A 12,029-nucleotide genomic window follows, 5' to 3' on the forward strand; every position below is an offset into this window, starting at 1 on the left:
CAGCTCAACCTGGCACGAGGCCGTCATCGCCGAGCAGCTCGCGGACTTCGGCCAGCGTGGAGTCCGGGCCCGGCAGGATCAGGTCCGAGCTGTCCAGCGCCGCCACGTCATGCGGCGCCGCCGCGGCACGCACCCCTGTCAGCAGCGCGCCCAGCGCGCGGGTGAACGCCTCGTCGTCGCCTGCCTCCACGGCGGCGACCAGCGCGTCATCGAGCTCGTTGAGGGTGTCCAGCGCCGAGTCCGGCACGTCGAACTGGCCCTCGCCGAGAATCCGCACGATCACCTGTTCTCCTCCCGCTTGGGCGCCTCCAACGACGCGGGTTGCCTACCCGAGGACAGCTCGGCCTTGATCCGGGACAGCTCGGTGTCGACCGAGGCGTCGGCCGTGACGCGGTCGAGCTCGGCCTGGATCGGATCGCGCGACACCGTGGCGTCATCGAGGGCTCCGGAGGCCAGCAACTCGTCGATCGCCCCGGCCCGCGACTGCATTTGCAGGGTCTTGTCCTCGGCGCGTTGCATCGCCAGCCCGACATCGCCCATCTCTTCCGAGATACCCGACACGGCCTCGCCGATCTTCGTCTGCGCCTCCGCGGCGGTGTAGGTCGCCTTGATCGTCTCCTTGCGGGTGCGGAAGGCGTCGACCTTCGCCTGCAGCCGCTGTGACGCCTGGGTCAGCTTGTCCTCTTCCGCTCGCAGCTGCTCGTGCTGGGTGCGCAGGCCCTCCAACTGCGGCCTGATCGCCGACCGTCGGGACAGCGCCTCGCGCGCGAGGTCCTCCCGCCCGGCCTCGACCGCCTGCCGGGCCTGGCTCTCCAGCTTCTCCGCCTTCTGCTGCAGCTGCTGGGCCTGCAACTCCACCCGCTTACGGGAGGTGGCCACGTCGGCCACCCCGCGCTTGACGTCCCGGAGCATCTCGAGCTGCCGCTCGTAGGAGTAGTCCAGCGTCTCCCTGGGGTCCTCGGCCCGGTCGAGAGCCTTGCTCGCCTTGGCCCGAAAGACCATCGACAGCCGTTGCATCAAACCCATCTCACTGCAGCTCCTCTGTGGTCGACTCGGCGGCGGCAACGACACCGAACGATCTACTATACACGCTAGTAGATGCCGGGCGAAGGCCACACAATGGGCGTTCCCGTCTTGCGCGCTCAGCAAACGCGCTCTCGATTGGCGATTCAGATCGCGGGCGTGTCGATGCTTGCGCGGTGAATCTGCCTCCGGCACCAGTCGGGGTGGGTGAGTGGAAGATCGTGGCCCCCGGTGGGATGGGTGGCCACGTGCACGAACGGCGCGGACTCGGCGAGTGCGGCGGCGTGGCCGGGCTCCGGCACGGGGTCGGCGCCGCCGTGGGCCAGCAGCAGCGGAACATCGGCGCTGCCCAGGCGGGCGAGAACGCCACCACCGCCTGGGTCGTCGAGTGGCGGGCGGCCCAGCGCATGCCCAGCGTCGCACCCATCGAATGCCCGACGATCACCAGCGGCCGGTTCGTGAGCCCAAGTACGGCGAGCATCGCGTCCAGCGCCGCCAGGTGCGCGGCGGCCCCGTACTCGGCGGGATCACCGCCGGGCGGGCGCCTCGAGGCAGCGAAACCCCACAGGTCGGGTACCACGAGGGCCCCGGCCCTGCCCAACTCGTCGAACGCGGCGCCGAAGTAGTCGCCCGAGGCCACCAATCCGTGCAGCAGCACGACCACCGGGTTGCTCGAGTCCAGGACCCGGGTGGCCAGCGGATCGGCCCGCAGCCGCCTCCCCGCGGGGCCGCCGAGGCCCGGCAGGGCAAGCGGGCCCTGCTGACCGCCGAGCCGCGGGGGTGGCGCACCCAGCTCGGCGACGATCTCGCCCCGGTCGGTGGGTTCCTGGCCGGCAAGCTCGTCTCGCACACCCTGCTCGGCGCGCTGCTGGGCGTGCTCGGTGGCGCGGTGGAGCTGTCGGTCGGTGCGCGTACGTGGTTGCAGATCGCCGCCGGCCTGCTGATCGTCGTGTTCGGCCTGGCTCAACTCGGGGTGCCGGGCTTTCGCGGCATCGTCATCGAGCCACCGATCTCCTGGATGAGGATCGTGCGCAACCGAGCACGCTCGCGGGCCGCGCTGGCACCGGCGCTGCTCGGCCTGGCCACGGTGCTCATCCCGTGCGGGGTGACGTTGTCGGTCGAGGCGCTGGCGTTGGCCTCCGGCTCCGCCCTGGTGGGTGCGGCCACGATGACCGTGTTCGTGCTCGGCACCGGCCCGCTGTTCGCCGTGCTCGGCTACGCAGCCCGCAAGTCCGCCACCGCGTGGCGGGGTCGGCTGGCCGCGGTCACCGGGCTGGTGGTGCTGGCCATGGGCCTCTACACCCTCAACGGTGGCCTTGGAGCTCGCCGGCTCGCCGTGGGCGGCCAGCCGGGTCGCTCAGACCGTCGGCTTCTCCGGGGCACCGGCCGACGTCGCGGCGGCGACCGTGGTGGGCGGACAGCAGATGGCCGTGATCACGGCGCGCACCGGCTCCTACAGCCCGGAGAACGTTCAGGTCCGGTCCGGGGTGCCCACCACCCTGGTCGTGCAGTCCGTCGGCGCGCAGGGGTGCGTGCGGTCCTTCGTCATCCGCGGCGAGCAGAAGGTCCTGCCGGTCCACGGCGAGACCCGCGTCGAGCTGGGGGTGCTCCAGCCCGGCAGGCTGGACTACGCGTGCGGCATGGGCATGTACACCGGCGTCATCACCATCGTCTGAAGGGAGTCCACCATGGCCACGACCACGATTGTGCTCCGCGTCGAGGGCATGCACTGCGGCAGCTGCGCCCTGCTCATCGACGACGCCCTCGACGACCTACCCGGTGTGCTCAGCACGCGGACCACCCTGAAACAGGGGCGGAGCACGGTCGAGCTGGACGCGAGCCTGAGCAGCCCGGAGGAGGTGATCCAGACGATCGACGAGCTGGGCTACCACGCCTCGCCCATGGCCTGACCGCGTAGACCCGATCACCCCGTTGTCACACCAAGAGCCCGTCCGTCAGTGGACGGCGGGGTTCTTCGGGGGAGGGGGTGGGCGTGAGCACGGCGAAGCCCTGACCCGCGATGGGCCGCCAGGGGAGCTCCCCTCGGTAGAACTGGTGCAGGAACGGGATGCACTGGTGGTAGCAGAACACCGACGACGGGGTACCGACGATGCTCCGTGTGTCGGCGAACAGCGGGAGCTCGGCGAGGAAGTAGCGGACAGCGGCTCGTAGTTGGTCGTCGGTGGGGGCGGCGCCGGCTGCCAGGCGCTTGTCCAGGACCCAGCGAGACGCGGTCAGGCACGCCGCCTGGAAGTCGGGCTCGCGGTCGAACAGGCGCTGCGCCTCACCGAGCAGCCGGCGGTACCGCCGGTTGGCGTCGAGCTCCGACCAGCCAAGAATCAGCCGATCGGGGTGGTGCACGCCCAATTGGGACAACGCGCGCGCGATCTTGTTGCGCAGGTACTGCCCCTGGCGGCGGGCCTTGTGCGCGGCCCGCTCCGGTGGATACCCCAGCGCTTCCAACGTGTAGGCCGCCGGGACGTCCGGGACGAAGAAGTGCATCGCGCCGAACTCGTCGAGCCCCCAGCGAGCCAGGTCGGTGATGCGCTCGGTGGTGAAGTAGCTGTTGAAGGGGCTGATCCCGAAACAGACATGCGTTCGGTGAGTCAGTGGCTGCCGGCAGTGGATCGACAGCGGTCGCACATGGAAGGGCACGTCGCGCCTTTCGCTGAGTCGAGAGGGAGGCGCCGCCAGGGGCGAGCGACCCCGGCGACTCGGCGCCAGGATGAACCATCCAGTACGCTGGAATGTCAAGCGCCGAGTACCCAATCGGTGGCGCTCTGTTCGCCACGTCCGCGGCGCGCTTCCGGTGGTTCTCGGCGGACGGCGGCGTACCTCGTCGCGGTTGTCGCGCCGGTCTCGCCCGCGCCGGCCACGCCATGACCGCGACTTCGAGCTCACCGAACCGCCGCATCCCCGCTCGGCGTCTGTGCCGAAGGCCGTGCGGGTATCCCCGGGACGTCAGGCCGGCTTGACCTTCCAGTGCGCTGCAAGGTTCACCATGGGGGTCGAGGCGAGCGACCGGAGGTGGGTATGACGCTGCAGCAGGAGCGGCCCGAGACGGATCGCCAGCGTTTGGTGTTCACCGTCGGGGGGATGCACTGTGCGTCGTGTGCCGGGCGGATTGAGCGGATGCTGGCCCGTCAGGAGCGGGTGGCCGCGGCGGAGGTGAACTTCGGCTCCGCCCAGGCGGTGGTCGAGTTCGACGGGCCCGCACCCGACGCGGCGGCGTTGGAAGCGGCGGTGTCGGACCAGGGGTACAGGCTCAGCCCGCAGGAACCCGAGGCGCCGCCGGAGGCCGTCACCGACGCCCACCGCCGCGAGCAGCGGGGCTGGGGGTGGCGGGTGTTGCTGGCGTGGCCGCTGGGGATCGCGGTGATGGTGCTCGCGATGGCCTACGGCCACAACCCGGTCGCCGGCTATCTCGAGTGGATCCTCACCACGCCGGTGCAGTTCGTGCTCGCCTGGCCGATCTTGACCGACGCGGCGGCCCGGGCGCGGCACCGGCAGCTGAACATGAACTCACTGATCGCGCTGGGCACCCTGACCGCCTACACGTTCTCGCTCGTCCAGCTGCTGCGCGACCCGCGCGGCGACCTGTACTTCGAGACGGCCACGCTGATCCTGGCGTTCATCCTGCTCGGCCGCTACTTCGAGGCCCGCGCCAAGGGCCGGGCGTCGCGGGCGATCACGGCGCTGCTCGAGCTCGGCGCGAAGCAGGCGCGGGTGCGCCGGGACGACGGCGGCGAGGAACTGGTCGACATCGAGCGGGTCGAGCCCGGGCAGCTGCTGGTGGTGCGGCCGGGGGAGAAGGTGCCGACCGACGGTGTGGTCGTCGAGGGCGCCTCGGCGGCGGACGAGTCGATGCTCACCGGGGAGAGCGTGCCGGTGGACAAGACCGTCGGGGACACGGTGATCGGCGCGACGGTCAACGTCGGCGGTCTGCTGCTGGTGCGGGCGACGAACGTAGGCTCGGACACCGCCCTGGCCCAGATCGTGCGGGTGGTCGAGCAGGCGCAGGGTGGCAAGCCGGCGATCCAGCGTCTCGCCGACCGGGTCGCCGCCGTGTTCGTCCCGGTCGTCGTCGGTGTCGCCGTGTTGGCGCTGCTGGGCTGGGCCACCCTCGGCGGCGACCCGGTGCACGGGCTGGTGGCCGCGGTGGCGGTGCTGATCATCGCGTGCCCGTGCGCGGTGGGCCTGGCCACCCCGATGGCCATCATGGTCGGCACCGGGCGGGGCGCGGCCCTGGGGGTGCTGATCAAGGGCGGCGAGGTGCTGGAACAGTCCCGCCGGGTGGACACCGTCGTGTTCGACAAGACCGGCACCCTCACCCACGGCGCGATGCGGCTCGTGGGCACGGCGGGCAACGCCGAGTCGCTCGAGCTGGCGGCCGGCGTGGAGAGCGGCAGCGAACACCCGGTCGGGCAGGCGGTCGTCGCGGCCGCCCGGGAACGCGGGATCGGCGTCCCACGGGTCACCGACTTCGCCAGCGTCACCGGACGCGGTGTCGCAGGGACGGTGCGCGGACGCCGGGTCGCCGTCGGTTGCCAGTCCCTGCTGACCGACGAGGGTTGGACGATCCCGGCCGAGCTGGCCGCCGAGGCCGAGCGGTTCGAGCAGGAGGCCGCGACCGCCTTCTACGTCGGCTGGGACGGGCAGGCCCGCGGCGTGCTCGCGGTCGCCGACACCGTCAAGGACCACGCCGCCGATGTCGTGGGCGACCTGCACGACCTCGGACTGCGGACCGTCATGGTCACCGGCGACAACCAGCGCACCGCCGAGGCCATCGCCCGCCACGTGGGCATCGACCAGGTGCTGGCCGAGGTGCTGCCCGAGGACAAGCTGTCCGAGATCGCCCGGCTGCAGGAGGAAGGACGCCGGGTCGCGATGGTCGGCGACGGGGTCAACGACGCCCCGGCGCTGGTGCAGGCCGACCTCGGCATCGCCATCGGCACCGGCACCGACGTCGCCATCGAGTCCTCCGACCTCACCCTCATCAGCGGCAGCTTGGACGGCGTCACCACCGCCATCCACCTGTCCCGCCGCACCTACCGGACCATCCTGCAGAACCTGTTCTGGGCCTTCGCCTACAACAGCGTGCTCATCCCGGTCGCCGCGCTGGGATTCCTCAGCCCCATCCTCGCTGGCGCGGCCATGGCCTTCTCCAGCGTGACCGTGGTGACCAACAGCCTCCGGCTCACCCGCTTCGGCCGCCGCGGCTTCCGCCCCGGACGTTCCGACATGCAGCCTTCGCCTGGGGCAGAGGGCGAGGAGACCGGTGACCAACGCCTGCCCGCAGACCATCGCAACCGGTAGCTACCTGCTCGGCAGCCTGGATCTGATCGAGCACGCGCGGTTCGGCCGGCACACCGAGACCTGCGTCCCCTGTCAGCGGGAGATCTCCGAGCCGCTGCCGATCGTGCGCCTGCTCCAACGGGCCAAGGAGAACGGAGTGGACCTGATCCAGGCCGATCGCGAACACATCAGGCGCCGCACCGCGGGAGTCCTGATCGACCCCTCCTCAGCGCGGGCGTGTCCAGAACGCCGACCACTACACCTTCCAGTAAGATGGAAGGTTATGAAGATCGGTGAGCTCGCCGCACGCAGCGGCACCACAACCAAGACCATCCGCTTCTACGAGCAGGCCGGTCTGCTGCCTGACCCCGACCGCGCCCCCAACGGCTACCGTGACTACAGCTCCCAGTCCGTCGAGCGCCTGTCGTTCATCCGCCGAGGCCAGGCCGCCGGCCTGTCCCTGCGTGAAATCCGGCAGATCCTCGCCATCTACGACCGCGGTGAGGCCCCCTGCAGCCATGTGCGGGACATCCTGAGTGAGCGCCTGGACCGGGTACGCGCACAGATCGCCGAGCTGGTCACCCTGGAAAGCCACCTGGACACGCTGCTCGCGCACGCCCGACGTGGCCAGCCGACCGCGCACGACCGAGCCGGCGTCTGCTGGATCCTCGAAAAAAATCCCTACCCGGCCCAAGACCCCACTGAATCCAAGATCATCGAGGAAGCAACACGCTGACTCGCCCAGCAGCGGCCGCGGCACGACCGTTCGGTCTCTTCGTCTTCGGTGTGTAAGGGATGTCGGCGGAATCGTCCCTCCATCCCGGTCGGGACGTTGATGCCTGTCCGGTCTCAGGACCGGGCGTAGGCGTTGCGCCTGGGGGAGGCGGTGACGCCGAACGCGACGACGCTGACGGCGACCGCGAGGCTGCCCGCGGCGAACAGACGTGGGTCGGCGACCCCCTTGTCCAGACTGTGGGCGAGGTAGAACAGGCCACTCACCCCCATGGGTCCGAACCGGGCGTGGCGGCCTAGGTGGGGATGGTCATCTGCAGGAGGGGTCCGGTGGTGGGTTGTGCGGAGCCGCCGGCCGGTTCGATGGTGACGGCCAGGCCGGAGACCGTGGCGGGCAGTTGGATGACGAGCGGGACGGTGCGGCCGTCCTGCTCGGGATGCGGCAACCCAGCCGAGGCGAGACCGTCCTGGCCGACGAACCAGAGCTGATAGGTGTGCTCGAGTGGTGGAGGCTGGGCGCGGACGCCGAGGAACAGCGCCTTGCCGAGTTGCTGTGAGGCCACGGTCGTCGCCCGCATTCCCGTCGGGCCCACCGCCACGATCATCCGGGCGTCGGTGGCCCCAACGATGTCGGCAATTTCGTCATTGCGGGTGGCTGCCTGCCTCAGCGCGTGCTGGGTGTTGTGTAGGTCGGTATGGGCGCGCACGGTGGTGACTCCGAGCACGCTCGCCGCCGCGAGCGCGACCACAGCTGCCGCCGACGCCAGAAAAACGTGCCACGGCCTGGTCGAAGCCACGTGCGCGGTTGGTCCGCTGGAGGGTGCCGTGGATGGTGGTTTCTGCCGGGTGTTGGCGATCTCGGCCAGTACGGTGTTCTTGAGGTCGGGAGGGGGTGGTGTCTGTTCGGCCATGCCGAGCCGGCTAACCGTTTCCCGTAGTTCGATGACTTCCTGCGCACAGGACTCACAGGTGGCCAGGTGTCGTTCGAACTCGGCCCGCTCGTCATCGGACAGCGCGTTGAGGACGTAGCCGCCGGTCAGCGTGGCCATCTCGACCTGGGTGGGCTCGTTCGCGGACCCCGGATGGTGCCTGCCAAACCCGGCCGGTCGTCCGGAGTCTTCGGGGTGTGCCCAGTGACCGCGCCCCGGAGGTCCTTCCATGACGTTCCTTCCACCGGGTGTTCGTGGCGCCCCGGCAGGCGCGGGCGCCACGAACACGAGCACCACGGATCACGGTTGTGCTTGCGGTCGGCCAGCGATGTTGCGCCCGCCCGACGTTCCCCGCATCCGCATGCCGAGGATCACGCCGAGACCGATCATCGCGATACCCAGCACGAAGTGGAGCCAATTGTCCGCGGTGTTGACCGGCACGAAGTTGGCCGCCGAATCCTGGTCGATCACTAATCCGTACAGCCACAGCACGAGGTAGGTCGCACCGCCACCGATGAGGAATGCGCGCGCACCGCCGGCGCTGCGGGCCAGCACCAAGCCGGCGATGCCGAAGAGCAGATGCACGATGTTGTGCAAGATGGACACCGCGAAGACACCGAGCAACAGCGCCCCGCCGTGGTGCCCGGCGAACGTCATCTCACCGAAGTTGGTGGTGATGCCGGGCACGAACCCCAGGACGCCGACCGCGACGAACACGACCGCCACAGCGGTCGCCACGGTGCGCAGCAGGCGCCCGGATCCGGACACCGCCGCAGCCTTACCTCGTGATGCAGACATGACACGACCCTTCTGTTTCACGACCCGCCCCGCGCCAGGACTCCCCGATCGCACCGAATGGTGCGCCGAGACACAGTTGGTTCGCAGCGGAGACGCTGGCGGATTGGTATTGCCGCACGCCACATCGGTGACCTTGCCGAGGACCGGGCATCGGACAGCCGGTTGACGAACGACTCCGCCCCGCCGGACGACGCGAAACTGCTGAGACGAATCGCCGACGGAGACCAACTGGCACTGGAGCGTGTGTTCGATCGGCACAGCGCGGCCACCTACCACACCGCCCTGGGGTGCACCGGCGACGCGAGCGCGGCCGAAACGGTCACCGCGTCGGTGTTCCTGGAGCTGTGGAAACGCCCGGACCAGTGCGTGGCCGAGACCAACGGCGGTGGCTTGAGCGCTTGGCTCGCCGCGATGGCCTGCCAGCGCGCCACGCAAGCCGATCACACGCCCGCTGCTGCCACCCGACCCAAGCCTCGCCCACGCACGTCCTGGACCGTCGCCCTGCTGCGCACGCTTCCAGCCCGCGATCGGGCGCTGCTGGAGTCGGTGATCTTCGACGGCGACGACCTGGCTCATGCCGCGGTCCGGCAGCAGATGAGCGTGGTTGAAGCGGCCATCCGGCTCACCGCGGCGCTGCGGCAACTGTCGCGTGCCTTCAACGGCCCTTCCGCGCCCGACACCGCGCGGCCGGACGGCAGGCAGGTCCCCCACCACGACACGATCGACGTGCGATAACGCCAGCAACGCCAGACGCGAACCGAGTTCGCACCAATCCACCTGCGGCGTGGCGCCGAATACCCATTATGGAGACGTCAGCAGAGAGTCCGGCACGCCCCGTCGCTCGGTTGTCGATACCGGCCGCTGCCCTGGTGGGGGTGCTTGCCCTGGTCGCGGCGTTGGCGGCCGGGCACCTCGTGGCGGCGTTCGTCGGGATCAACGCCTCGCCGTACCTGGCGGTGGGCAACTCGGCGATCGACCTGACCCCGACGCCGGTGAAGGACTTCGCCGTCCAGACCTTCGGGATCTACGACAAGCTGGTGCTGCTGGCCGGCATGGCGGTGGTGATGCTGCTGGTGGCGGTCGTGGCCGGGGTGCTGTCCCGGCGCTCTCCGCTTCCCGGCACCGTGGCGATCGTGCTGCTCGGCGTGGTCGCCGGGATCGCCGTGTTCAGCCGCCCGGACCTGTCCGCCGTGGCGCTGCTGGCGCCGGCGGCCAGTCTCCTGGCGGGGGTGGTCGCGTTCCGCTGGCTGCACACGCTGGGGACACGCCGGTCCACCCCGGCGCTGGGTCTCACCGAACTTGGAGAAGACGACGAATCCGAGTTGCCCGCCGAACGCGCGCCGCGCGGCAAACCGGAACCGGTGCCCGGCAGGCGCGGTTTTCTGCTTGGCGCGGGCGGGGTGGCGGTGGGCGCGGGGGTGGCCGGCCTCGGCGGGCAGCTGGTCGCCCGGACCACCAGCGCCGCGTCGTCCCGTGCGGAGATCGGCAGGCTCGTGCCGGTGCGCGCGGCGCCGCCGATCCCGCCCGGTGCCGACTTCGCCCGTGCCGGTACACCGACGTTCCTCACCCCGAACCCCGCGTTCTACCGGGTGGACACCGCGCTGGTCGTGCCCCAGGTGCGGGCCGAGGACTGGTCGCTGCGCATCCACGGCATGGTCGATCGCGAGCTGAGCTTCAGCTACGACGACATCCGCGACCGGCCGCTGGTGGAGCGCACGATCACGATGACGTGTGTGTCCAACGAGGTCGGCGGGCCCTACATCTCCACCGCCAACTTCCTCGGCGTGGACCTGCGGCATCTACTGGTCGAGGCGGGGGTCCGGCCGGGTGCCGAGCAGTTGTACTCCACCAGTGTGGACGGCTACACCGCGGGTACCCCGATAGTGACCACCATGGACCCCGATCGGGAGGCGATGCTGGCGATCGGCATGAACGGTGAACCGCTACCGCTGGATCACGGTTTCCCCGCGCGCCTGGTGGTTCCCGGGCTCTACGGCTACGTCTCGGCCACTAAATGGGTCACCGATCTTGAGGTCACCACCTGGGCCGCGCGCAAGTCGTACTGGCTGCAGCGGGGGTGGGGCCAGCAGGCGCCGATCAAGACCCAGTCGCGGATCGACACCCCCAAGGGATTCCAAACACTGCCCGCGGGGCGCGTCGTGATCGCCGGTATCGCGTGGGCGCAGACCACCGGCATCACGAAGGTCGAGATCCGGCTTGGCACCGGCCCGTGGCAGGAAGCATTACTGTCCACAGAGGTCAACGAGGACACCTGGCGGATGTGGCGGGTGGATCTCGATCTGCCGCCCGGGAACCACCAGGTTGCCTGCCGTGCCACCGACGACTCCGGCTACACCCAAACCTCGGACCGGGTCGGCACCGTCCCCGACGGTGCCACCGGCTGGCACACCATCTCCTTCACCACCCGCTGAGCATTCCCCACCCGCGACCTCCGGCGGACATTTCCACCCGATCACCAAACCGGACGGGTGGTCGTTCCGAATACCCAGTGACAGCACATCAACGCAAAGGGAAACGGACATCAGATGAAGATCCGACGAGTAGCCAGTGCGACAATCGCGAGTGGGGCGCTGCTGGCGCTGGCCGCATGCGGGTCCGACGGGGGCAACGAATCGCAGGCGCCCGCGCCACAGGCTCCAGCCACCTCCGCCCCCGGCAATCCCGCCGACAACACAGCCTCCGCCGATGGCGTCACCACCGCGTCCGATGTGTACGGTCCGGGGTGTTCGGAGGTACCGACCAGCGGAGAAGGTTCAGTCGGCGGTATGGTCGACGACCCCGTCGCCACCGCGGCGAGCAACAACCCGCTGCTGACCAAGCTGGTCGCCGCCGTGAAGGCGACCAACCTGGTCGACACGCTCAACAGCCAGCAGGCGATCACCGTGTTCGCCCCGGCCGACCCGGCCTTTGACGCACTCGGCGCGAAGTTCGACGAGTTGGCCGGAAAACCCACCGAACTGGCCCCCATCCTGCAATACCACGTCGTCGGCAAGCGCTACGACCGCGACGGCCTCGAGCAGGCCGGCACCGTCGACTCGCTCAACACCGCCGGTGGCCCGCTGCGGATCGAAGGTAGCGGCGAGAACATGACCGTCAACGGCGCCAAGGTGCTGTGCGGCAACATCCCCACCAAGAACGCCACCGTCTTCGTCATCGACAAGGTCCTGATGCCGGGTACCAACCAGTAACCCGCCCGCGCTCGCCCCGATGTCCCTCGCGCCCCCGGTGCGA

14 protein-coding genes and 1 pseudogene are annotated in these 12,029 nt (G+C 70.0%); 8 read left to right on the plus strand and 7 right to left on the minus strand.

The genetic code is table 11. The features are described 5' to 3' along the window. Positions 1 to 4: 4 nt before the first annotated feature. Genes pspAA through BM051_RS22545 form a run of 3 tightly spaced genes read right to left on the minus strand, consistent with a single transcriptional unit; the run spans position 5 to position 1,990 of the window. On the minus strand, positions 5 to 283 hold the full coding sequence (pspAA, locus tag BM051_RS22535; protein WP_092534020.1) for a PspA-associated protein PspAA: 279 nt from the start codon (positions 281 to 283) through the stop codon (positions 5 to 7). Continuing rightward, positions 280 to 1,026 carry a PspA/IM30 family protein gene (locus BM051_RS22540; protein ID WP_208326001.1) on the minus strand — a complete coding sequence of 249 codons (747 nt, stop codon included), beginning with the start codon at positions 1,024 to 1,026 and terminating at the stop codon, positions 280 to 282. The genes pspAA and BM051_RS22540 overlap by 4 nt, the downstream gene beginning before the upstream one ends. Before the next feature lies 1 nt (position 1,027). Continuing rightward, positions 1,028 to 1,990, minus strand: a complete 963-nt coding sequence (locus tag BM051_RS22545; protein WP_243859719.1) for an alpha/beta fold hydrolase — start codon at positions 1,988 to 1,990, stop codon at positions 1,028 to 1,030. On the opposite strand from BM051_RS22545, the pseudogene BM051_RS30035 reads away from it, so the two are divergent. From BM051_RS30035 to BM051_RS22555, 3 genes and pseudogenes are all read left to right on the plus strand, one after another. Then, positions 1,898 to 2,263: pseudogene (locus tag BM051_RS30035) on the plus strand (sulfite exporter TauE/SafE family protein); the annotation flags it as partial. The gene BM051_RS22545 and the pseudogene BM051_RS30035 sit on opposite strands and share 93 nt — an antisense overlap. A gap of 70 nt (positions 2,264 to 2,333) precedes the next feature. Further along, positions 2,334 to 2,699, plus strand: a complete 366-nt coding sequence (locus BM051_RS30040; protein ID WP_243859721.1) for a cupredoxin domain-containing protein — start codon at positions 2,334 to 2,336, stop codon at positions 2,697 to 2,699. A gap of 12 nt (positions 2,700 to 2,711) precedes the next feature. After that, on the plus strand, positions 2,712 to 2,933 hold the full coding sequence (locus BM051_RS22555) for a heavy-metal-associated domain-containing protein (RefSeq protein ID WP_092534023.1): 222 nt from the start codon (positions 2,712 to 2,714) through the stop codon (positions 2,931 to 2,933). 25 nt (positions 2,934 to 2,958) lie between these two features. Here the strand turns inward: BM051_RS22555 and BM051_RS22560 are convergent, their stop codons facing one another. Beyond that, a complete protein-coding gene (locus BM051_RS22560) occupies positions 2,959 to 3,678 on the minus strand; it encodes a tRNA-dependent cyclodipeptide synthase (protein WP_243859723.1) in 720 nt (239 codons plus the stop codon). A gap of 378 nt (positions 3,679 to 4,056) precedes the next feature. Between BM051_RS22560 and BM051_RS22565 the strand changes: the two genes are divergently transcribed. Next, positions 4,057 to 6,339 (plus strand): heavy metal translocating P-type ATPase, encoded by a 2,283-nt coding sequence (locus BM051_RS22565; protein ID WP_092534031.1) that lies wholly within the window; start codon positions 4,057 to 4,059, stop codon positions 6,337 to 6,339. After that, positions 6,302 to 7,054 (plus strand): heavy metal-responsive transcriptional regulator, encoded by a 753-nt coding sequence (locus tag BM051_RS30045; RefSeq protein WP_243859725.1) that lies wholly within the window; start codon positions 6,302 to 6,304, stop codon positions 7,052 to 7,054. The genes BM051_RS22565 and BM051_RS30045 overlap by 38 nt, the downstream gene beginning before the upstream one ends. Positions 7,055 to 7,167: 113 nt before the next feature. Here BM051_RS30045 and BM051_RS29215 read toward each other — a convergent pair whose 3' ends face one another. The 3 genes from BM051_RS29215 to BM051_RS22580 form a co-directional block, all read right to left on the minus strand. Then, positions 7,168 to 7,323, minus strand: a complete 156-nt coding sequence (locus BM051_RS29215) for a hypothetical protein (RefSeq protein WP_166677815.1) — start codon at positions 7,321 to 7,323, stop codon at positions 7,168 to 7,170. Positions 7,324 to 7,346: 23 nt separating this feature from the next. Continuing rightward, complete coding sequence (locus tag BM051_RS22575) at positions 7,347 to 8,099, minus strand: anti-sigma factor (protein WP_166677823.1); 753 nt, start codon at positions 8,097 to 8,099, stop codon at positions 7,347 to 7,349. Positions 8,100 to 8,279: 180 nt separating this feature from the next. Then, entirely contained in the window at positions 8,280 to 8,777 is a 498-nt protein-coding gene (locus tag BM051_RS22580; RefSeq protein ID WP_092534038.1) for a DUF4383 domain-containing protein, read from the minus strand. Positions 8,778 to 8,939: 162 nt separating this feature from the next. Here BM051_RS22580 and BM051_RS22585 point away from each other — a divergent pair, with 162 nt between their 5' ends. The 3 genes from BM051_RS22585 to BM051_RS22595 all read left to right on the plus strand — a co-directional run bounded on the left by BM051_RS22585 (position 8,940) and on the right by BM051_RS22595 (position 11,986). After that, positions 8,940 to 9,512: an RNA polymerase sigma factor gene (locus BM051_RS22585; RefSeq protein WP_092534041.1), complete on the plus strand. Its 573-nt coding sequence runs from the start codon at positions 8,940 to 8,942 to the stop codon at positions 9,510 to 9,512. A gap of 68 nt (positions 9,513 to 9,580) precedes the next feature. Continuing rightward, the gene (locus BM051_RS22590) at positions 9,581 to 11,209 is read left to right on the plus strand and encodes a molybdopterin-dependent oxidoreductase (protein WP_092534044.1); all 1,629 of its coding nucleotides are present in this window, start codon (positions 9,581 to 9,583) and stop codon (positions 11,207 to 11,209) included. A gap of 114 nt (positions 11,210 to 11,323) precedes the next feature. Beyond that, positions 11,324 to 11,986: a fasciclin domain-containing protein gene (locus BM051_RS22595; RefSeq protein ID WP_092534047.1), complete on the plus strand. Its 663-nt coding sequence runs from the start codon at positions 11,324 to 11,326 to the stop codon at positions 11,984 to 11,986. Positions 11,987 to 12,029 lie beyond the last annotated feature (43 nt).

This window comes from Amycolatopsis arida (assembly GCF_900115565.1).
Lineage (GTDB): Bacteria > Actinomycetota > Actinomycetes > Mycobacteriales > Pseudonocardiaceae > Yuhushiella > Yuhushiella arida.

Coding starts and splice junctions, on each gene's coding strand:
- BM051_RS29215 (WP_166677815.1), bottom strand. CDS start 7,323: ATGGGGGTGAGTGGCCTGTTCTACCTCGCCCACAGTCTGGACAAGGGG.
- BM051_RS22540 (WP_208326001.1), bottom strand. CDS start 1,026: ATGGGTTTGATGCAACGGCTGTCGATGGTCTTTCGGGCCAAGGCGAGC.
- BM051_RS22590 (WP_092534044.1), top strand. CDS start 9,581: ATGGAGACGTCAGCAGAGAGTCCGGCACGCCCCGTCGCTCGGTTGTCG.
- BM051_RS22575 (WP_166677823.1), bottom strand. CDS start 8,099: ATGGCCACGCTGACCGGCGGCTACGTCCTCAACGCGCTGTCCGATGAC.
- BM051_RS22555 (WP_092534023.1), top strand. CDS start 2,712: ATGGCCACGACCACGATTGTGCTCCGCGTCGAGGGCATGCACTGCGGC.
- BM051_RS22595 (WP_092534047.1), top strand. CDS start 11,324: ATGAAGATCCGACGAGTAGCCAGTGCGACAATCGCGAGTGGGGCGCTG.
- BM051_RS22565 (WP_092534031.1), top strand. CDS start 4,057: ATGACGCTGCAGCAGGAGCGGCCCGAGACGGATCGCCAGCGTTTGGTG.
- BM051_RS22580 (WP_092534038.1), bottom strand. CDS start 8,777: ATGTCTGCATCACGAGGTAAGGCTGCGGCGGTGTCCGGATCCGGGCGC.